The sequence below is a fragment of the Cupriavidus sp. P-10 genome, assembly GCF_003402535.2.
Taxonomy (GTDB): domain Bacteria; phylum Pseudomonadota; class Gammaproteobacteria; order Burkholderiales; family Burkholderiaceae; genus Cupriavidus.
This window is the reverse complement of the sequence record NZ_AP025170.1, coordinates 1,589,327-1,608,717: the sequence shown is the minus strand read 5'-3', so window position 1 is coordinate 1,608,717 and position 19,391 is coordinate 1,589,327. Positions and strand designations below refer to the sequence as shown.

The following is a 19,391-nucleotide window of genomic DNA, read 5'->3' as shown; positions in this document are numbered from 1 at the left end:
CGCCTGCGCCGCCGCCATCGCACCTCACCGCGCAGGCCGCCAGGACATGACAACAGGAGACACCATGCTTGCCAAACTGAACCGGTTCGCCGCCACCACCGCGCTGGCCCTGCTGGGCACCGCCGTGCCGCTGCACCACGCCCACGCGCAGGCCGCGCCACTGGAACTGAAGATCACCGCCCCCGCCGCACCCGGCGGCGGCTGGGACGGCGCTTCGCGCTCGCTGCAGCAGGCCATGGTCGCCAGCGGCGCGGCCAAAAGCGTGCAGGTCAACAACATCCCCGGCGCCGGCGGCACCGTGGGCCTGGCGCAGTTCGTCAACAACGCCAAGGGCGACGGCAACCAGCTGATGACCATGGGCATCACCATGCTCGGCGCGGTGGTCACCAACAAGGCGCCGGTCAGCCTCGACAAGGTCACGCCGATCGCGCGCCTGACCGCCGATGCGCTGGTCGTGGTGGTGCCGGCGAACTCGCCGCACAAGAGCATCCAGGACCTGGCGGCAGCGATCAAGGCCGATGCCGGCAAGGTGGTGTGGGCCGGCGGCTCCGCCGGCGGCGCCGACCACATGCTGGCGGCGCTGGTGGTCAAGGCCGCGGGCGGCAACACCGCGCGGCTGAACTACGTGCCGTTCTCCGGCGGCGGCGAGGCGCTGGCGGAAATGCTGGGCGGCCGCGTCACCGCCGGGGTCTCGGGCTACAACGAATTCGAAAGCCAGATCAAGACCGGCAAGCTGCGCGCGCTGGCGATGTCGTCGGCGCAGCGCATGCCCGGCATCGCGGTGCCGACGCTGAAGGAGCAAGGGCTGGACGTCGAGCTGCTGAACTGGCGCGGCATCGTGGCGCCGCCCAATGTTTCACCGCAACAGGCCGCGGCGCTGGCCGCCGCGGTCGACAAGGCGGTCAAGTCGCCGGAATGGCAGAAGATCCTGAAGGCCCGCGGCTGGGACGATGCCTACCTGCCCGCCGACAAGTTCGGCGCCTACCTGAAGTCTGAACAGGCGCGCGTGCGCGACATCCTGGCATCGATCGGACTGGCGAAATGAAAGCGATGACGACCCACGCCCAACCCACACCACGCAGCGCCGCGGCGCGCTTCGATAAACCCAGGGCCATCGTCGGCGCCGGGCTGTTGCTGCTGGCGCTAGTGGTATTCGCCGATGCCAGCCAGCTGCCGCCGGCGCCCGCCGCAGGCATCGGCCCCGCCGTCGGCATGCTGTTCGTGGCCGGGCTGCTCGGCGTGCTCGGCGCCTTGCACCTGGTCACCGCGGCGCGCCGCGCCGGCGTAACGGAAGCAACGGAAACAACGGAAACAACGGAAACGCCGGCGCGCGAGCCGATGAACTGGAAGGCGGTCGGCTGGGTGCTGGCCGGGCTGCTGGCGCTGATGGCGGTGCTGCAACTGCAGTCCGGCTTTATCGCCGGCGCCACGCTGCTGTTCATCGCCACCGCGCTGGGCTTCGGCGAGCGCCGCGTGATCCGGTCGGCCGCGATCGGCGTGGTGCTGAACCTGGTGGTGTATGCGTTCTTTGCCAAGGCCTTGTCGCTGGCGCTGCCCGCCGGGCCGCTGGAACGCCTGGTATTCGGTTAAGCCGGCAAAGAAGGGAGTTGCAAATGGATGTCTTTACCTACCTTGCCCAGGGCCTCGCCGTTGCGGCGCAGCCGGGCAACCTGCTCTTTGCCGGCATCGGCGTGCTGCTCGGCACGCTGGTCGGGATCCTGCCGGGCATCAGCCCGTCGCTGACCGTGGCGCTGCTGCTGCCGGTCACGTTCAAGCTCGACCCGACCGGCTCGCTGATCATGTTCGCCGGCATCTACTTCGGCGGCATGTACGGCAGTTCGACCACGGCGATCCTGATCAACACGCCGGGCGAAGTGGCCTCGATCGCCACCGCCATCGAAGGCCACCGCATGGCCCGCGCCGGCCGTGCCGGCCAGGCGCTTGCCACCGCGGCGATAGGCTCCTTCGTGGCCGGCACGCTGGCCACCGTGGGCCTGGCGCTGCTGGCGCCGGTGCTGGTCGACCTGGCGGTGAAGTTCGGGCCGTGGGATTACTTTGCGCTGATGGTGCTGGCCTTTGTCACGGTGTCGGCCACCTTCGGCGATTCCACGCTGCGCGGGCTGACCAGCCTGGCGCTGGGCATCGGCCTGGGGCTGATCGGCATCGACAAGCTCACCGGGCAGGCGCGGCTGACCTTCGGCGTGCCGGAGATGCTCGACGGCATCCAGGTCACGACGCTGGCGGTGGGCCTGTTCGCGATGGGCGAGACGTTCTTTTCCGCGGCGAAGTTCAAGGGCGTGCACGACACCATCGAGGCCGTCAAAGGCGGCCTGCGCATGACCGCCATGGACTGGAAGCGCTCGTGGAAAGCCTGGCTGCGCGGCACCGCCCTCGGCTTCCCGATCGGTGCGCTGCCGGCCGGCGGCGCCGAGGTGCCGACGCTGCTGTCGTACACCCTCGAGCGCAAGCTGACCGACCACCAGGACGAGTTTGGCCGCGGCGCGATCGAAGGCGTGGCGGGCCCGGAGGCGGCCAACAACGCCGCCGCCACCGGCACGCTGGTGCCGCTGCTGACGCTGGGCCTGCCCACCTCCGCCACCGCCGCGATGATGCTGGCCGGCTTCCAGCAATACGGGCTGGTGCCGGGGCCGCTGCTGTTCGCCGACAAGCCCGATCTGGTCTGGGGGCTGGTGGCCAGCCTGTTTATCGGCAACGTGATGCTGCTGGTGCTGAACCTGCCGCTGATCGGCATCTGGGTGCGCCTGCTCAAGCTGCCGCAGCCCTGGCTGTACGCCGGCATCCTGGTGTTCGCCGCGATGGGCACGCTGGCGGCCAACCCGTCCATCGTCGAGCTGGGCATGCTGGTCGTGTTCGGGCTGGTCGGCTTTGCCATGCGCTGCCACGACTACCCGGTCGCGCCGATGATCGTCGGGCTGATCCTGGGGCCGATGGCCGAAAGCCAGTTCCGCCGCGCGATGCAGATGAGCCTGGGCGACCCGCTGGTGTTCGTATCGCATCCCGGCTCGGCGACGCTGCTGGCACTGGCCGCCGCCGCGCTGGCGGCACCCTTCGTATTCAAAGGCCTGCGCAAGATGGGCGGTGCCGACGAATAAGCGCTGGCAAGTCCCCTGGCAAAAGATCGCCAGGCTCCGGGAACTGGGCGGCAACCCCGCCCCGACGTCGCCGGGGCAGTTCAGGGCGTTTATCCAGCAGGAGTCGGTGAAGTTCGGGCGCATCGTCGAGGACGCCAGGATCTCGCCCGACAGCTGAGGCATGGCGCCGCGACGTCCGTCACGGCGCTGCGGCATGGGCGGCAATGCGCGTCCGCTGCCTGCCGCCCTTGCGGCTTACTCCACGCTGGCCAGCCGTGCCCCTGCCGCGAGGAACACGCCCGTTTCCGACTGCCACGTGACGCGGCCGTTGCGATGGGCATGGACCTGCATCTCCATCTTCATCGCTTCCATCACGGCGATCAGGTCGCCTTCCTTGACCTCATCCCCCACGTTGACCTTCCAGGCCTGCACCGTGCCGGCAATCGGCGAAGGCAGGTCGGCGGCATTGGTGGTGGCAGCCGGCGCGGGAACAGCGGCACCGCCCTGCACCGGCGCGTCGGCCAGGCCGCGCAGCAGCTGCGCCGGCAGGCCCAGCACCATGCGGCGGCCGTCGATCTCGATCGCGGTGCGCAGCAGGCTGCCATCCGGCTGCGGCTCGGCGCGTACGGCGGCGGCCAGCGGCTCGGTGAAGTCGGACTCGATCCAGCGCGTATGGACCCTGAAGCCGTCGGCGCCAAGGAAATCGGCGTGGTCGATCACGGCGCGGTGGAACGGCAGCACCGAGGCCACGCCCTCGATCCTGAACTCGCGCAGCGCGCGGCGCGCCCGCGCCAGCGCCTGCTCGCGCGTGGCGCCGGTCACGATCAGCTTGGCCATCAGCGAGTCGAAGGTGCCGGGCACCACCGAGCCGGTCTGCACGCCCGAATCGACGCGCACACCCGGGCCCGACGGGGCCTCGAAGCGCTGCACCGGGCCCGGCGTGGGCAGGAAGCCGCGGCCGACATCTTCGGCGTTGATGCGGAACTCGATCGAATGGCCCAGCGGCGCCGGCGTTTCGGTGATCGACAGCGGCAGGCCGTCGGCCACGCGCAGCTGCTCGACGACCAGGTCGACGCCGGTGGTCTGCTCGGTCACCGGGTGCTCGACCTGCAGGCGGGTGTTGACCTCCAGGAACGAGATCGCGCCGCCGGTGCTGAGCAGGAATTCGACGGTGCCGGCGCTGGTGTAGCCCGCGGCGGCGCAGATATCGCGCGCGGCGGCGTGGATGCGGGCACGCTGTTCGTCGCTCAGGAACGGCGCCGGGGCCTCTTCCACCAGCTTCTGGTTGCGCCGCTGCAGCGAGCAGTCGCGCGTGCCGAGCACCACCACGTTGCCATGCTGGTCAGCGAGCACCTGGGCTTCGATATGGCGCGGCTTGTCGAGGAACTGCTCGACGAAGCATTCGCCCCGGCCAAAGGCGGTGACCGCCTCGCGCACGGCCGACGCGTACAGCTCTTCGACCTCATCCATGCGCCAGGCGATCTTCATGCCGCGGCCGCCGCCGCCGAACGCCGCCTTGATGATGATGGGCAGGCCGTGGCGCTCGGCAAAGGCCAGCACTTCGTTGGCGTCGGTCACCGGATCAGCAGTGCCGGCCACCAGCGGCGCGCCCACCTGCAGCGCGATCTTGCGCGCTTCCACCTTGTCGCCCAGCCGGGCGATGGTTTCCGGCGACGGTCCGATCCAGGTCAGCCCGGCATCGATCACCGCGCGGGCGAAGGCTTCGCTTTCCGACAGGAAGCCATAACCCGGGTGCACCGCGTCGGCACCGCTGCGGCGCGCGATCTCCAGCAGCTTGGGGATATTCAGGTAGGTGTCCGCCGGGCGGTCGCCGTCGAGGCCGTAGGCTTCGTCGGCCAGGCGCGCGTGGATCGCGTCGATATCGGCGTTGGCATAGACGGCGACGGAGGCCACGCCATAGTCGGCGCAGGCGCGGATGATGCGAACGGCGATCTCGCCACGGTTGGCAATCAGGACTTTCTTCATGGCAGTTACGGTTGCAGTTCTTCGAAGGCGCCGACGGGATTGAAGCGCAGCCAGGCACCGACCGGGATTTGTCCGGCGCGGTCGAGGTGATAAGGCGCCACGGCACCGATCACGGGATAGCCGCCAGTCAGCGGATGGTCGGCCAGGAACAATACGGGTTGGCCGCTCGGCGGCACTTGCAGCGCCCCGAGCGCGGTGCCTTCGCTGGGCAGCTCGCCGGAGATGGCGCGCGCCAGCGGCACTTCGCCGGCCAGGCGCAGGCCCACGCGGTTGGATTGCGGCGTAACCTGCCAGCGCTGCGCGGCCAGACGCTCTGCGGATTCGGCGGTGAACCAGTCGGTGCGGGGGCCAAGCACCACGTCCAGCACGACCTCCTGCTCCACCGTGGGCAGGTTCTCGGCAGGCATTTCGGGGGTGCCCACGATGGCGCCGGCCGGAGCCGGCCGCAGGTCGATCACATCGCCCACCGCCAGCGGCGCGGGGCCGACCCTGGCCAGCGTGTCGGTGGCGCAGCTGCCCAGCACCGGTGCCACCGCAAACCCGCCGCGCGCGGCCACGTAGCAGCGCGCGCCGGCCAGCGGCTGGCCAATGGCCAGCGTGTCGCCATCGGCGAGCGCCACGGCCTGGTGGTTCGGGACTTCCCATTGCCGTCCATCGACGGTGCGCACCGTCAGCGGCGCATCGGCGCCGGTGACTGCCAGCACGCTCTCGCCGACGCTCTGCAGCTGCAGGCCGCCGCCGATGGTCTCGAGCGCCGCGGCATCGCTGCCATTGCCCACCAGCCGGTTGGCGGCCTTGAGCGCCGCCTGGTCCATCGCGCCCGAGGCGGACACGCCCTGCCCCGCCTGGCCGTGCCGGCCCAGGTCCTGGAACACGGTCTGCAGGCCGGTGCCCTTCACCTTCAGCGCCGCGGCGGCAGGTGCCTTGTCCGCCGGCAATGCCGCGCGCACCGGCGCGACGGAGGCAATGGCGCCGGTGGGATCCGCCATGCCATTGAGTGTCGCGATATCGACAAAGCGCACGCGATAGCCAGGCTGCAGCAGCGCGGGCTGGTCGCGATCCAGGTCCCACATCGCCACCGGCGTCACGCCGAGGATCTGCCAGCCGCCGGGGCTGGCTTGCGGATACACGCCGCTGAAGGTACCCGCCAGGCCGACGGCGCCGGCGGGAATGCGCGTGCGCGGCGTGCTGCGGCGCGGCACGTCTAAGCTGGGATGGCCGCCGCTCAGGTAGGCAAAGCCCGGGGCAAAGCCGGTAAAGGCCACGGTGTATTCGCTGCCGGTGTGGCGGCGCACGACTTCCTCCGGCGTGATGCCGAGCAGCCCGGCGACCTCGGCCAGGTCCTCGCCGTCATAGCGCACGGGGATTTCGACCAGGATGTCGCTGCGCTCGACGCGCTGCGACAGGTCGCGCGCGGCGATGGCCCGCACCAGCGCCGCGGCGCTGGTGGCCGCGGGGCGGAAGTGAACGAGGATGGTGCGCGCGGCGGGCACCAGCTCGACCACGCCATGCAGCGGATCGCGCTGCAGCGAGGCCAGCAGGGCCAGTGTCTGGCCGAGGTCGGCCAGCTCTACCAGCAGGGCATTCGAGGTGACGGGCAGGAAACGCAAGACTAGCTCCGCAATGGACCCGGCGGTCTCAGACGTGGTACGTGCTGTCCGGCACGTCGGTAATGAACATATGGCCCGGCGCGTGGGTCACGGCGAACGGCACGCCGGACGCCATCACGGCCGCCTGGGGCGTGACGCCGCAGGCCCAGAACACGGGGATCTCGCCCGGTTCGATGCGCACGGCGTCGCCGAAGTCAGGCTTGCCGATATCGGCGATGCCCAGCGCGGCCGGGTCGCCCACGTGGACCGGCGCGCCATGCACCGACGGGAAACGCCCGCTGATGGAGACGGCATCGGCAACGCGGTGCGCGGGGATGGGCCGCATCGACACCACCAACTCGCCATGCAGGCGGCCGGCGGGACGGCACTGGCGGCTGGTGCGGTACATCGGCACGTTGGAGCCGTCGGCGATATGGCGCACCTCGATGCCGGCCTCTTGCAGCGGCGTTTCGAAGGTGAAGCTGCAGCCGATCAGGAAGGTGACCAGGTCCGGATGCTCGGCCCACAGCGGCGTGGCATCGGCCACCTCTTCCACCAGCTTGCCGTCGCGCCAGACGCGGTACAACGGAATGTCGGTGCGCACGTCCGCGCCTTCGGCCAGCGTGGTCTGGTGCGCGCCCGCCTCGATCACGTCGAGCACGGGACAGGCCTTGGGATTGCGCTGCGCGTACAGCAGGAAATCCCAGGCCCAGTCGCGCGGCAAGGCGATCATGTTGGCCTGCGTCATGCCCGGCGCAATGCCGGCGGTCGGCTGCACGGTGCCGGCACGATAGCTCGCGCGCGCTTCGCGGGCGGCGTTCACCGCGGCAATGCGGGCGCGTTCCAGTGCGGATGCTTGCATGGGTGTTTCTCCAGTGTGTTCAGGGCCAGGGGGCTCAGGCGAAGGCACGAATCGCGATACCGTCGCGCTCCAGCGCGGCGCGCACGGCGCGCGCCATCTCGAGCGCGCCGTCGCTGTCGCCGTGCACGCAGATCGATTGCGCTTCCACGCGCGCCACGCTGCCGTCGATGGCGAGCACCGTGCCTTCGCGCACCAGGCGCAGCATGCGCTGCGCCACGTCGGCGGCATCGTGCAGCACCGCGCCCTTCTCGCGGCGGGACACCAGCGTGCCCTGCGGCGTGTAGGCGCGGTCGGCGAACGCTTCGGCGATCACGCGCAGGCCGGCCTCGCGCGCCCAGCCCACCAGCGGCGAGCCGGCCAGCGCCACCAGCGCCAGTTCCGGGTTCACCGCGCGGATGGCGGCGATCACGTCGCGCGCCTGGCGTTCGTCGCTGGCGATGGTGTTGTAGAGCGCGCCGTGCGGCTTCACATAGCGCACGGAGGTGCCGACGGTGGCGGCCATGCCCGACAGTGCGCTGATCTGGTAGATCACGTCAGCCACCAGGTCGGCGCTGGCCACGTCCATGTTGCGGCGGCCAAAGCCCTGCAGGTCAGGATACGAAACGTGCGCGCCCACGACGACGCCGCGCTCCGCCGCGGCCTTCAGCGTCTGCAGGATGCCTGCCGGATCGCCGGCATGGAAGCCGCAGGCCACGTTGGCGCTGCTGACGATATCCAGCATGGCGGCATCGTTGCCCATGCTCCAGGCGCCGAAGCTCTCGCCGAGGTCGCTGTTCAGATCGATATGCATAGTGTGGTTCGGTGCTTCAGGGCTTCGGTGCTTTAGTACTTCAGTGCGCTGCCTCGGCCTCGCCGAGCAGTTCGCGCCCACGGGTTTCCGGCAGCATCAGGCAGGCGACCACCACCAGCGCATAGGCGCCGGCGGCCAGGTAGCCGATCGCCACGCCCAGCGACATCGATGCGCTCATGTGCCCGATCATGGCCGGGAAGATCGAACCGACCGCGCGGCCGAAGTTGTAGCAGAAGCCCTGCCCCGAACCGCGGATATGGCTGGGGTACAGCTCGGTCAGGTAAGCCCCCATGCCCGAGAAGATGCCCGACAGGAAGAAGCCCAACGGGAAGCCCAGCACCAGCATCGCCGCGTCGGTGATGGGCAGCTGCGTGTAGCAGACCACGAGGATGGCCGCGCTTACCGCGAACAGCATGAAGCAACGGCGGCGTCCCAGGTGGTCGGACAGCCAGGCGCTGGTCAGGTAGCCGGCGAATGAGCCTGCGATCAGCACCATCAGGTAGCCGCTGGTGTTGAGCACCGACAGGTTGCGCTCCATCTTCAGGTAGGTGGGCAGCCACGTGGTCACCGAATAGTAGGCACCCTGCATGCCGGTCGCGAGCAGGCTGGCCAGCACCGTGACGCGCAGCACGCCGGGCTTGAAGATCAGCATGAAGTTGTTGCTTTCGCCGGTGCGGGCCAGCTTTGCCTGGGTTTCGCGGTACACCTTGGGCTCGCTGATATTGCGGCGGATGTAGAGGATAAAGACCGCGGGCAGCACGCCGGTCCAGAACAGCACGCGCCAGGCGTATTGCTGATCGACCAGGGCATAGACCGCCCAGAACGCGACCGCCGAAAGCCCCCAGCCGACCGCCCAGCTGCTCTGCACCAGGCCGACGGCCTTGCCGCGGTGGCGGGCGCGGATCATCTCGGCGATCAGCAAGGAGCCGACCGACCATTCGCCGCCGAAGCCCAGGCCTTGCAGCATGCGCGTGACGAACAACTGCTCGGGTGAATTGGTGAAGCCGCTCAGGAAGGTGAAGAAGCTGAACCAGAGCACGGTCAGCTGCAGGATCCGCACGCGGCCGTACTTGTCGGCCAGGATGCCGGCCAGCCAGCCGCCGACGGCCGAGCTGATCAGCGCGCCGGTCGCGATATAGCCGGCTTCGGCCTTGGTCATGCCCCACACGAGAATGAACGTGGGGATCATGAAGGTGTAGATCATGTAGTCGAAGGCATCGACGCCATAGCCGACAAAAGCGGCAAAGAGCGTCTTGCGCTCTTCTCCGGTAGTTTCTTTAAGCCACATGGTTGCGCTCACTAAGAGATGGACAAAGCGTGGGAGAAAGCTCGTCGCGTTATCTCACGACGATGTTCGGTTTCACCGGCGTTGTTTAGCAAATCGCATGCCATGTTGACCTATCGGCACGTATCACTCAACCACCGCACTGATATTGTTGAACAATCTTTGGCGTTGATCGATCATGGTATACACCTAAAGCACTGTAATGGCCCGTCACCAGCACCAATCCAGTGCTTATTGTTGAACAAAGTGCGCTAACATCCGGTCACGGGCGCCACCGGAATGAACCGGTGCCCGAATCAGCCACCATGTCCTCCACACCTGACGTCAAGAATTTGGCCGAGCGGGTCACGGAACAGATCCGCCAGCGCATCGTGCATGGCGAGTTCGAGCCCGGGCAGCGCCTGTCGGAAGCGGCGCTGAGCGAGAGCCTGCAGATTTCCCGCAACACCCTGCGCGAGACCTTCCGCGTGCTGACCAAGGAGGGCCTGCTCAAGCATGAGCCTAACCGCGGCGTGTCGGTGGCGATCCCCAGCATCGCGTCGATCATCGACATCTATCGCGTGCGCCGGCTGATCGAATGCCAGGCCATTGCCCAGGCCTACCCAAGCCATCCTTCACGAAAGCACCTGCGCGCAGCGGTGCAGATGGGCCTGCGCTGCCGCGACAGCGGCGACTGGCAGGGTGCGGGCACCGCCAACATGGAATTCCACATGGCGATCGTTGAACTGGCCGACAGCGAGCGCCTGAACGTGATGTTCTCCCACCTGCTCGCGGAACTGCGCCTGGCGTTCGGCATGCTGCAGGATCCGGAATTCCTGCATGGTCCATACGTCGAAATGAACCAGCACATCCTGCAGTTGTTCGAGGCCGGCAAGCTGGCTGAATGCGCGGCGGCGCTGAACGATTACCTGACACAATCCGAGCGCATCGTGCTGTCGGTGTGCGCACGGCACCCGGTATTCAAGGGCCGCTGAAGCGATGTGAAGTGATCTGGTGGGATCTGAAGGGATCTGGCGCACCCCCCTTGGCGTTATTTACAGGTGCGATAGCGTCGACTAGTCTTCACCTGCATGGGAACCCGGCGGCACGCGGGTCGGCGCAGCGCACCAGCTGCGGTATTTTTTCCAGACTGCCATGGGGAACGAGATCGGGAAGGACCGCAGCGAAGTCGCGGATCATATGCTGGATGCCATGTTCCTGGTCGACACCAGCGGCCGCATCCAGTACGTCAGCGCGGCCTGCGAGGGCATCTTCGGCTACACGCCAAGGGAAATCACCGGCCAGTCCATCATCGACCTGGTGGTGCAGGACGACCGCGACCGCACCATCATCGAGGCCAAGGAAGTCATGGCCGGCAAGAAGCGGATCGGCTTCGAGAACCGCTACCGGCACAAGGACGGCAACGCGGTCCATATCATGTGGTCGGCCGGATGGCTGCAGTCGGAACGGATGCGCGTCGGGGTCGCGCGCGATGTCACGGCGTTGAGGAAGAAAAGCGTGGTCGAGCTGGGCCTGGCGTTTTCCCCGGTGCCGCTCGCGCCCCATGAGCAGAAGGTCCTGCAGTTGCTGCTGACCGACGCTTCGGAGAAGCAGATTGCCCAGCGCCTGGGCCTCGCCGTCTCCACCACCCATTCCTACGTCACCACGATCTTCCGCAAATTCGGCGTCAGGGGCCGGGCCGGGTTGATGAGCCTGTGGCTTGAAAACCTGTCGCGCGAGCGCTGATCGGTGAGTATGACGGCACCCTGATACAATGCCGCCACGTTTACATGTGTTGACACAATGGGCTTCGAACAACTGGCGGCGCTGAAGGCAAAACTCGTGGAACAGGCAAAGGCCGAAAAGGCGGCCGAGTCTGCAAAACGAACCAAGAGCACCAACGGCACCAAGGATACTAACGGCGCCAACGGCACCAAGGGTGCCAAGGGTACTAACGCCACCAAGGGCACCAAGGGCAACAGGGGCAGCAAGCCGCCGCGCGCACGCAATGCCGCCCCGGCCGCACCGGAAAAACCGGTCGATCCGGTGGTCCTCGCCATCGCCAGGCTGCAAAAGCGCTTCCCCACCGTCTTCCCGAAGAGCCCGGCTCCGAAGGTGCCGCTCAAGGTCGGTATTTTCCAGGACATGGTCCAGCACGCGCAGGAACTCAAGCTGACCGAGGCCGAGCTGCGCGACGCGATCCGGACCTGGTGCCGCGGCGCACGCTACTGGAACTGCATGGTGGAAGGCGCGGCGCGCCTGGACCTTGCCGGCGAGGCCGTCGGACAGGTCACCGAAGCCGATGCCCGGCGCGCGCGACACCTGCAGCGCAGCCGCCCCGCCACGGGACGCCCGCAACCCAAGCAGACGGCGCAAACGGTGCAATCGGCAGAACCGACGCAATCGGCAGAACTGGCACAGGCACAGCCGGCACAATCCGCGGAACCGTCGACGCCCGGAAACCCCGCCTGATTATTCCCAGTTCAGGCACGCAAGCGCCTAGGCTGCGGGCTCCGGCAGCCGCGGCACGAAGCGCTTGTACTCGATCTGGCCGCTCTTGGCCACCAGGATGGTCGCCTCCTGGATTTCCTCCCAGACCCCCTGCACGTCGATCAGCGGCTCTGACAACACCAGGAAGGCATCGTCGCCTGCGGCGATGATGCGCGGGTCGTCCGGATAGAGCTCGCGCAGTTGCCGGAACGAGGTGCTGTGGAACAGCGAGCGCGAGTCGGTCTCGCTGGAATAGCGCGCCGCCACGACCTGCTGGCCATCGGTCACGCACACCGTCATGTTGAGCGGGAACTGCACGTCATTGCGGTGGCCGACCTCCTCGATCAGCCCCGCCATCTGCTCCAGCGCGCCACGCGGATCGCGCTCCAGGCCGAAGGTCAGCGCCAGGAAGAACATCACCTCGGAGTCCGTCGATCCCTCGATCCAGCGGAACAGGTGCGGTGCCACGGCCATCATCAGGTCGCGCCGCAGCAGCGGGTATTCGCGTATCAGGCCGTTGTGGACAAACAGCCAGCGGCCGAACCGGAACGGATGGCAGTTTGTCTCCTGCGTGGGCGTGCCGGTGGCAGCGCGCACATGGGCCACGAACAGCGGCGCCCGCACCGCGCGCGCCGTCTCGCGCAGGTTGGTATCGCTCCAGGCCGGATGCAGGCAGCGGTAGCGGAACGGCACCTCGGAGTGGCGTCCGTACCAGCCGACGCCAAAGCCGTCGCCATTGGTGGTGGTATGGCCGAGCCTGGAATTCAGGCTCTGGTCGATCAACGAGTGTTCCGGCTGGAACAGCACCGCTTCCAGCGGAACGGACCTGCCCGAGTACGCCAGCCAGCGGCACATGATGTGTCTCCTCGACAAGTGCGGCGCGGTGCCTTTCCGGGCCATTCTCCAGTTGTAGAACGACAACGGCGGAACGGCAAAGTGCATGCTGCGGATTGCGCAGAAGTGGTGCCGGCGGTGGTTTCAGTATGCTTTCTGCCGCACACACGCGTTAGCCCGGAGCGGAATCGCTCGCAGCGAAATCTACACGCGCCAGGGCAATCCATGCATGTTTTTCAAAAGCGTCCGCCCTCGGGTATTGCGCCCGTCGCTGTATGCGTGGCGGGGCCTTGCCTGCCTGCAGGATGGCGCGGCAATCGCGCCCCGGTACGGCACTTGCAAGGAATGTTCCGGGCGCCAGTAAGTCAAATCACCAGACCCAATGCGTCCGAATCCCGCGAGTTCCGGGCGCACCCGTTCGGGGCAATCCCATGGTAGCTTGTGTTTACAATGTCTCGAAGGGTCCATTGGGCCCGCCACGGAGGAAGCAGCCAATGCCTGTTCAGAACTGCAATGTGCATGTTGTTTTCGATGGGCACTGGGCAATCGCGGCCGAGGGGGAAGGACGCCTCCAGGTCGGCCTCGACATGACCAGCGCCATTGCCCTCGCCACATCGCTCGCCGTGGAGCGACAGGCGATGCTCTATGTGCATGACAAGAACGGCGACATCATCCAGCGTATTGATTGCTCCCGTGCCATGCCATCCACCGACGCCATCTCGCCGATTGCGCCGATTGCGCCGGTCGCTCCGGTTGGATGCGTCGACAAACCGGTGCTGCCGGCCGAACAGCCGGGGATTTCTGAAAAAGCCCGCAATACCTCGGTTGGATAGCGCCTGCTGCCGCGCGGGTCGCGCTGCCGAGGGCGGCGCAGGCGGCGCACCGAACGCCGAGGTGAAGCAGCGGGCCTGATGCCGGCCGCCGCTGCCTCAGCTCTCCACGCCCACGATCACGCTCGATGCCTTGAAGACCGCCGCAGCCGGCTTGCCGACGGCAAGGCCGAGGCGGTCGGCGCTGCTGTTGGTGATGATGGCCGCGATCGCCAGGCCGGCATCATCGGTAATGGTGACGTCGGTGTTGACAGCGCCCTTCTTCAGGTCGGTCACCTTGCCGCTGATCGCATTGCGCGCCGACACCTTGCTTGCGTCGACGTCGACCATGACGATCACCGAAGTCGCCTTGATCATGGCGACGGCCTTCTTGCCCTGGGCAAGCCCGAGGCGCGCGGCGCTTTCGCTGGTAACGGTGGCAACGATTTCCTGGCCGCCTGAGAGGCGCAGGATGACTTCGTCGTTGACGGCACCATGCGCGGCCGACGAAACCTCACCCGAAAACTGGTTGCGCGCACTAGTAATCACTTTGTTCTCCTTGTTGGTTGATGTACCTCTCTGGCGTCCGCCTGATGGCGGCGCGAGGCCAAGGCAGCTAGTGTGATCCCAATCGGGGCAATGCAACAGTGGTCCGGGTTGATAGCCATCATCATCGGCCCGTGGCCATGCATCAGATCGCCGACTTCTTCACCGCGCCGGTTGCAAAGAACCGCTGCAGGTTCTCGAACACCAGTTCCGCCATCGCCTGGCGCGTTTCATGGGTGGCGCTGGCGATATGCGGCAGCACCACGACGTTGTCCAGCCCGAACAGCGCCTCGGGCACGTTCGGCTCGTCCTCGAACACGTCAAGGCCGGCACCTGCGATGCGCTGCTGCGCCAGCGCATCGACCAGCGCCGCCTCGTCCACCACCGTACCGCGCGCGATATTGATCAGGAAGCCTTGGGGACCCAGTGCATCAAGCACGGCCGCCGATACCAGGTGACGCGTGGAGGGTCCGCCGGCGGTGGCGACGACAAGGTAGTCCGCCCAGCGCGCCAGCGCTTCCAGCGACGCTTCGTAAGGATAAGGCGCGTCATCGGCCGGGTTGCGGCTGTGATAACGCACTTCCATGTCGAAACCCACGGAGCGGTGCGCTATGACGCGGCCGATGCGGCCCATGCCGATGATGCCGAGCCGCTTGCCGCTGACGCGCGTCGCCAGCGGGAACGGCTGCCCCTTCGGCCATTCGCCGCGGCGCACGAAGCGGTCCGCGGCGCTGACCTTGCGCGAGACGTCCAGCAGCAGCGCGAACGCGGTATCGGCCACGCAGTCGTTGAGCACGTCCGGCGTATAGCCCACGGCGATGCCGCGGCGGCGCGCGCTGTCGAGATCGAGCTTGTCCAGGCCGACGCCGAAGCTGGAGATCACGCGCAGGGACGGCAACGCGGCCAGCAGCGCGGCATCTGCGCCGATCGCGGCGCGCGTTGTCAGCGCGACGAACTCGCTGCCGTGGCGGGCCAGGAAGGCGGCGGGATCGGTTTCGGTCCAGAACGGGTGGACATCGAAGTGCTCGGCCAGGCGTGCTTCGGTGGCTTCAGGCAGGCGGCCGTGCTGCAACAGGCGGGGTTTCATGCGCAAGGGGTCCTTTGAGGAGAGGCGCGCGCGTCAGTCGGCGCGCAGTTTGTTGTCGACGATGACCTTGGCGTAGCGCTTGCGGTCGGTGGCGATCAGCTCGCTGAACTGCTGCGGCGTGCTGCCGACGGGAATCGCGCCCTGCTCCACCAGCTGCTGGCGCACTTCGGGCAGCGCCACCACCTGCTTCACGCCGGCGGCGATCTTGTCGACGATGTCCTTGGGCGTGCCGGCCGGCGCCAGCAAGCCCACCCATGAGCCGGACTCGGCGCCGGCGATGCCGGCCTGCGCCAGCGTGGGCACATCCGGCAGCGCGGGCGAGCGCACCGTGCCGGTGACCGCCAGCGCGCGCAGCTTGCCCGCCTTGACGTGCGAGGCAGTCTCCAGCACCGAAGCAAACAGCATGTCGACGTTGCCCGCCATCAGGTCGCTCATGGCAGCGCCGCCGCCCTTGTAGGGCACGTGCAGCATGTCGGTGCCGGTAGCGGCCTTGAAGATCTCGCCGGACAGGTGCGGCGAGCCGCCCGTGCCGGAACTGGCGAACGACAGCTTGCCCGGCTGTGCCTTGGCCAGCGCGACCAGATCCTTTGCAGTCCTGGCGGACAGCTTGGGCGTCACCACCAGCACGAACGGCAGTTCGGCCATCTCGGTGATGGGGACCAGGCGGTTGGGATCGTAAGACAGCTTGTTGTACAGCGTGGGATTGATCGACTGCGTACCGACATTGCCCGCCACCAGCGTATAGCCGTCCGGCTTGGCGCGCGACGCCAGTTCCAGGCCGACGTTGCCAGCGGCGCCGGGCCGGTTGTCCACCAGCACCGACTGGCCCCACAGCTGCGACAGGCGCTGTGCTACCAGCCGCGTGGCAATGTCGGTGCCGCCGCCGGGCGTGAACGGCAGGATGATCGTGACCGGCCGTGTCGGCCAGTTGGCTTGCGCATGGGCGGCCGGTGCCAGCAGCGGTGCGGCGGCGAGGCACAGGGCCAGCAGCGCGCGGCGCCGGCCGGTGGAGGGAGTGCGGTCAGGCATGGCTGTCTCGTTCGATTGGCGTGGTCGGGATGAGCGTTGTCGGGATGAGCGTTGTCGGGATGCGCGTCGTCGTGCGCGTCGTGTCATTCCGGCTGGATGCCGGCGTTCCTGGCCACCTTGGCCCACTTGACCATCTCGGTCTGGATAAAGCCCGAGAACTGCGCGGGGCTGCCGCCGGCGGGCTCGATGCCTGCCGCGAGCAGGCGTTCGCGCACGTCCGGCGCGGCCAGCGCCTGGTTGATGCCGGCGTTGAGCTTGTCGATCACCGCCTTGGGCGTGCCGGCGGGCGCGAGCACGCCGCCCCAGGTGCTGGTGTCGTAGCCCGGCAAGCCGGCTTCGGCCATGGTCGGCAGTTGCGGCGCGATGGCCGCGTGCTTGGTGGTGGTGACTGCCAGCGCCCTCACCTTGCCGGCCTTGACCTGCGGGTTGATCGCGGCCACGGTGTCAAACATCAGCGAGACGCGCCCGCTGGTCAGGTCGGGATGCGCCAGCGTGCTGCCCTTGTACGGGATGTGGACCATGTCGAGGCCAGCCATGCTCTTGAACAGTTCGCCGGAAAAATGCGGGGCGCCGCCCGAGCCGCTCGATGCAAACGACAGCTGGCCGGGATGCGCCTTGCCGTAGGCGATCAGTTCCTTGACCGACTTCGCCGGGATCGAGGGCGACACCACCAGCATCAGCGGCACCACATGCGTCAGCGCGACCGGCTCGAAGCTCTTGACGGTGTCGAACGGCAGCTTGCGCACCATGCTTGGATTGATGGCGTGGCTGCTTGCCACCAATGCCAGCGTGTAGCCGTCCGGGGCGGCCTTTGCCACCAGGTCGGTGCCGACGATGCCGGTGGCGCCGCTGCGGTTGTCGACCACGACCGACTGGCCCCAGGCCTCGGTCAGCTTCTGGCCGACCAGGCGCGCGACAAGGTCGATGGCGCCGCCGGGCGATGCCGGCACGACGATGGTGATGGGCTTGGTGGGATAACTCTGGGCGCGGGCGCTGGTGGGGGCGAAGGCGATGCAGAGCGCTGCCGCGGCGAGTGCGGCGGCGATGCGGGGGGAACGGGGGAAGCGGGGCTTGAAGTTCATGGTGTCTCCTGCCTGATTGTTCATGAATCGGAGCTGTCGGTTTCTCCCCTCTGCCGCTTGCGGGAGAGGGACGCGTCCACGACGGCTCGCGCTGCGATTCAGCGTTTGATGTGGCGACGGCCGCTTATTCCGCCCTCGCCCCCGACTTCTTCACCAACGCCGCCCAGCGCGGAATCTCCTTGTCCATCAGCCCGGCCAGCTCCGCGGGCGTGCTGCCCACGATCTCCATGCCCAGCTGCTGGTTCAGCCGCTGCTGCACCGCGGGCTGCTTCAGCGCACGAACGACTTCGGCGTTGAGGCGCTGGACGATTTCCGTCGGCGTGCCACGCGGGGCATACAGCGCCTGCCACGACACCATCTCAAACCCGCTGACGCCAGCCTCGGCCATGGTCGGCACCTTGGGCAGCAGCGCCGAGCGCTTCGGCGAAGTCACGGCCAGCGCGCGCAGCTTGCCGGCCTTGATCATGGCCTCGCCCGCGGTAAGCTGGTCGAACAGGAACGGCACCAGCCCCGCCGCCACGTCCTGCACGGCCTGCGGGCTGCCCTTGTATGGCACGTGGGTCATCGGCACGTGGACCAGGTCGGCGAACAGCTCGCCGGCGAGATGGGTCGACGTGCCCGCGCCGGACGAGGCGAAACTGAGGCCGTTTTTCTTTTTCGCGTAGGCGATCAGTTCCTGCACGTTGCTGACGGGCAGCTCCGCGTTCACCATCAGCACGTTCGGCACATAGCCGACCAGGCTGACCGGCTCGAAGTCCTTGACCGGGTCATACGACAGGTTCTTGTACAGGCTGGCGTTGATGGCGTGGGTGCTGATGGTGCCGCCGAACAGCGTGTAGCCGTCCGCCTTGGCGCGCGCCACATAGCCCGCACCGACCGCGCCCGCGGCGCCGGGCCGGTTCTCCACCACCACCGGCTGGCCGAGGGCACGCGACACTTCCTGGCCAATGGTGCGCGCGACGATATCGGTCGAGCCGCCGGCCGCAAAGGGCACCACCCACGTGATCGGCCGCGACGGCCATTTGTCCTGCGCCTGCACCGGCGCGCTCAGCGCGCCGATGCCAAAAGCCACGCACGCGGCCAGCGTGCGGGCGCCGCGCCTTGCGGCTGCAATGCCTTGCTGCATGTTGTCTCCTGCCTTGGCCGGTCGCGCCGGCCTGTGTTTTTCGTCGTTGGCGTGTTCGGCGGGGCCAGGCGGCTAGCGGCCGTTGGCCTTGCGCCAGGCCGCGAAGTCCTCGCGTGCCTGCTCGCTCGTCGGCGGGTAGAGCCCGATGATCGAGCGGCCCTTGCTCACTTCCTCGGTGACAAAGTCCTCGAACGCAGTCATCTCCACGGCCTCGGCGGCGATCTCTTCGGCCAGGTGCGCCGGGATCACGATCACGCCCTCGCCGTCGCCGACCATCACGTCGCCCGGAAACACCGCGACATCGCCGCAGCCGATCGGCACGTTGAACTCCAGCGCCTGGTGCAGCGTCAGGTTGGTCGGCGCAGAAGGCCGGTGATGGTAGGCCGGCATCGCCATCCGCGCGATCTCGGGCGAATCGCGGAAGCCGCCGTCGGTGACGATGCCGGCGCCGCCGCGCTGCATCAGCCGCGTGACCAGGATCGAGCCGGCCGAGGCCGCGCGCGCATCCTTGCGGCTGTCGATCACCAGCACCGCGCCCGGCGGACATTGCTCGATCGCCTGCCGCTGCGGATGCGCGGGGTCCTGGAACACGGTGATGGGGTTGAGGTCTTCGCGCGCCGGGATATAGCGCAGCGTGAAGGCCTCGCCCACCATGGTGCCGCCTTCCGGGTTCAGCGGGCGTACATCCTGGATGAACTGGTTGCGCAGGCCGCGCTTGAACAGCGCGGTGCACAGCGTGGCGGTGCTGACGGTCTTGAGCTGGTCCCGTACCGCGGGGCTGAGTCGGGTCATGGTGATCCTTGCC

20 protein-coding genes are annotated in these 19,391 nt (G+C 67.9%); 8 read left to right on the top strand and 12 right to left on the bottom strand.

All coding sequences use genetic code 11. The features are described from left to right. The first annotated feature begins 64 nt into the window (after positions 1-64). The 4 genes from CTP10_RS07440 to CTP10_RS07425 are packed head-to-tail and all read left to right on the top strand — an operon-like array spanning position 65 to position 3,270. The gene (locus CTP10_RS07440; protein WP_116323345.1) at positions 65-1,045 is read left to right on the top strand and encodes a Bug family tripartite tricarboxylate transporter substrate binding protein; all 981 of its coding nucleotides are present in this window, start codon (positions 65-67) and stop codon (positions 1,043-1,045) included. Next, positions 1,042-1,590, top strand: a complete 549-nt coding sequence (locus CTP10_RS07435; protein ID WP_116323346.1) for a tripartite tricarboxylate transporter TctB family protein — start codon at positions 1,042-1,044, stop codon at positions 1,588-1,590. The genes CTP10_RS07440 and CTP10_RS07435 overlap by 4 nt, the downstream gene beginning before the upstream one ends. Positions 1,591-1,613: 23 nt before the next feature. Then, positions 1,614-3,113, top strand: a complete 1,500-nt coding sequence (locus CTP10_RS07430; RefSeq protein WP_116323347.1) for a tripartite tricarboxylate transporter permease — start codon at positions 1,614-1,616, stop codon at positions 3,111-3,113. Beyond that, entirely contained in the window at positions 3,100-3,270 is a 171-nt protein-coding gene (locus tag CTP10_RS07425) for a hypothetical protein (RefSeq protein WP_158577751.1), read from the top strand. Before CTP10_RS07430 ends, CTP10_RS07425 begins: the two co-directional genes overlap by 14 nt. 77 nt (positions 3,271-3,347) lie before the next feature. Here the strand turns inward: CTP10_RS07425 and CTP10_RS07420 are convergent, their stop codons facing one another. The 5 genes from CTP10_RS07420 to CTP10_RS07400 are packed head-to-tail and all read right to left on the bottom strand — an operon-like array spanning position 3,348 to position 9,607. Then, positions 3,348-5,078 carry an acetyl/propionyl/methylcrotonyl-CoA carboxylase subunit alpha gene (locus CTP10_RS07420; RefSeq protein ID WP_116323348.1) on the bottom strand — a complete coding sequence of 577 codons (1,731 nt, stop codon included), beginning with the start codon at positions 5,076-5,078 and terminating at the stop codon, positions 3,348-3,350. Positions 5,079-5,083: 5 nt separating this feature from the next. After that, a complete protein-coding gene (pxpB, locus tag CTP10_RS07415) occupies positions 5,084-6,688 on the bottom strand; it encodes a 5-oxoprolinase subunit PxpB (RefSeq protein ID WP_116323349.1) in 1,605 nt (534 codons plus the stop codon). Between the two features lie 28 nt (positions 6,689-6,716). Continuing rightward, a complete protein-coding gene (locus CTP10_RS07410; protein ID WP_116323350.1) occupies positions 6,717-7,529 on the bottom strand; it encodes a putative hydro-lyase in 813 nt (270 codons plus the stop codon). A gap of 34 nt (positions 7,530-7,563) precedes the next feature. After that, complete coding sequence (locus tag CTP10_RS07405; RefSeq protein WP_116323351.1) at positions 7,564-8,319, bottom strand: LamB/YcsF family protein; 756 nt, start codon at positions 8,317-8,319, stop codon at positions 7,564-7,566. A 40-nt stretch (positions 8,320-8,359) separates the two neighbouring features. Beyond that, positions 8,360-9,607: an MFS transporter gene (locus CTP10_RS07400; protein ID WP_116323352.1), complete on the bottom strand. Its 1,248-nt coding sequence runs from the start codon at positions 9,605-9,607 to the stop codon at positions 8,360-8,362. 302 nt (positions 9,608-9,909) lie between these two features. Here CTP10_RS07400 and CTP10_RS07395 point away from each other — a divergent pair, with 302 nt between their 5' ends. From CTP10_RS07395 to CTP10_RS07385, 3 genes are all read left to right on the top strand, one after another. Next, on the top strand, positions 9,910-10,578 hold the full coding sequence (locus CTP10_RS07395) for a GntR family transcriptional regulator (protein ID WP_116323377.1): 669 nt from the start codon (positions 9,910-9,912) through the stop codon (positions 10,576-10,578). Positions 10,579-10,738: 160 nt separating this feature from the next. Beyond that, the gene (locus tag CTP10_RS07390) at positions 10,739-11,329 is read left to right on the top strand and encodes a helix-turn-helix transcriptional regulator (protein ID WP_116323353.1); all 591 of its coding nucleotides are present in this window, start codon (positions 10,739-10,741) and stop codon (positions 11,327-11,329) included. Positions 11,330-11,386: 57 nt separating this feature from the next. Continuing rightward, positions 11,387-12,055 carry a ProQ/FinO family protein gene (locus CTP10_RS07385; RefSeq protein WP_116323354.1) on the top strand — a complete coding sequence of 223 codons (669 nt, stop codon included), beginning with the start codon at positions 11,387-11,389 and terminating at the stop codon, positions 12,053-12,055. Positions 12,056-12,082: 27 nt separating this feature from the next. Here the strand turns inward: CTP10_RS07385 and CTP10_RS07380 are convergent, their stop codons facing one another. Further along, positions 12,083-12,928 carry a class II glutamine amidotransferase gene (locus CTP10_RS07380; protein ID WP_116323355.1) on the bottom strand — a complete coding sequence of 282 codons (846 nt, stop codon included), beginning with the start codon at positions 12,926-12,928 and terminating at the stop codon, positions 12,083-12,085. 473 nt (positions 12,929-13,401) lie between these two features. Between CTP10_RS07380 and CTP10_RS07375 the strand changes: the two genes are divergently transcribed. Beyond that, on the top strand, positions 13,402-13,740 hold the full coding sequence (locus CTP10_RS07375) for a DUF2188 domain-containing protein (protein WP_158577752.1): 339 nt from the start codon (positions 13,402-13,404) through the stop codon (positions 13,738-13,740). A 96-nt stretch (positions 13,741-13,836) separates the two neighbouring features. Here the strand turns inward: CTP10_RS07375 and CTP10_RS07370 are convergent, their stop codons facing one another. The 6 genes from CTP10_RS07370 to CTP10_RS07345 form a co-directional block, all read right to left on the bottom strand. Further along, positions 13,837-14,265 carry a TOBE domain-containing protein gene (locus CTP10_RS07370; RefSeq protein ID WP_116323357.1) on the bottom strand — a complete coding sequence of 143 codons (429 nt, stop codon included), beginning with the start codon at positions 14,263-14,265 and terminating at the stop codon, positions 13,837-13,839. A gap of 142 nt (positions 14,266-14,407) precedes the next feature. Beyond that, positions 14,408-15,349: a 2-hydroxyacid dehydrogenase gene (locus CTP10_RS07365; RefSeq protein WP_116323358.1), complete on the bottom strand. Its 942-nt coding sequence runs from the start codon at positions 15,347-15,349 to the stop codon at positions 14,408-14,410. A 33-nt stretch (positions 15,350-15,382) separates the two neighbouring features. Further along, a complete protein-coding gene (locus tag CTP10_RS07360; protein WP_116323359.1) occupies positions 15,383-16,378 on the bottom strand; it encodes a Bug family tripartite tricarboxylate transporter substrate binding protein in 996 nt (331 codons plus the stop codon). A gap of 83 nt (positions 16,379-16,461) precedes the next feature. Next, positions 16,462-17,460 (bottom strand): tripartite tricarboxylate transporter substrate binding protein, encoded by a 999-nt coding sequence (locus CTP10_RS07355; RefSeq protein WP_116323360.1) that lies wholly within the window; start codon positions 17,458-17,460, stop codon positions 16,462-16,464. A 124-nt stretch (positions 17,461-17,584) separates the two neighbouring features. Further along, a complete protein-coding gene (locus CTP10_RS07350; protein ID WP_116323361.1) occupies positions 17,585-18,586 on the bottom strand; it encodes a Bug family tripartite tricarboxylate transporter substrate binding protein in 1,002 nt (333 codons plus the stop codon). A 72-nt stretch (positions 18,587-18,658) separates the two neighbouring features. Beyond that, positions 18,659-19,378 (bottom strand): ribonuclease activity regulator RraA, encoded by a 720-nt coding sequence (locus tag CTP10_RS07345; protein ID WP_116323362.1) that lies wholly within the window; start codon positions 19,376-19,378, stop codon positions 18,659-18,661. Positions 19,379-19,391: the final 13 nt, after the last annotated feature.